At 58.3% G+C, this 705-nt stretch carries 1 protein-coding gene; it reads right to left on the bottom strand.

All coding sequences use genetic code 11. The features are described from left to right. The coding region (locus HP547_RS29125; RefSeq protein ID WP_372243028.1) for an immunoglobulin-like domain-containing protein at positions 1-705 on the bottom strand (705 nt) is incomplete at both ends.

Raw genomic sequence — 705 nt, 5'->3', positions numbered from 1 at the left:
CGTACGGCTCGCTCGAAGTCTGACCAGCCTTGATGGTCACAACCGCGTTGTTGCTCAGGGTCACGGTCAGGTCATGCGCCAGCACGGTGTTGATGTGCACGGTGAAGGTCGGTTTGACGTTTTCAGCGACAGACACCTGGTCTGCAGTGATGGTGACCTTGACGATGTCCCCTTCGTTGCCTGGGGTACCTGGTTCGTCGGTAACGGTGGTGCTGACCTCGGTCTTGTCCAGGGTCAGGTTCTCGAACTTCCACGCATCCGCGCCGCTGGCCGCTTCGATGGCGTTGACCACGGGCTCGTTAGCGCCCACATACACGTTGTCTGGAGCAGTAACGGTGATCGAGCCAGTAGTGCTGTTGGCCGGCACAACAACCGTGGTGCCATCGGTCAGTTTGAAGAACAGTTCCGAATGGTTGTTGATCGGCAGACCGTCTTTGTTGGTCAGCGTGATGGTGTAGGTGATCTCGCCGCCTTCGTTCACCGAAGGCGTGGCAGTCAGTTTGGCTACCACTTCGTTGATGGTGTCGGTAACTTTTACCGACGCATCACCGCCAAACTGCAGGTTCTCGAAAACGGTGCCCTTGGCGTCTTCGGCGGTCTTGATACCCAGGCTGATTTCGCCGGCATCCTGGTAGACGTCGTCACCCTGCGCATCGTGGGTGTACTGCACGCTGGTCTCGCCAGCCTTGATGATGACCTGGGCGT

Origin of the sequence: Pseudomonas sp. CM27 (assembly GCF_013179515.1) — a bacterium.
Classification (GTDB): domain Bacteria; phylum Pseudomonadota; class Gammaproteobacteria; order Pseudomonadales; family Pseudomonadaceae; genus Aquipseudomonas.
This window is presented reverse-complemented; position numbering and strand designations above follow the sequence as displayed.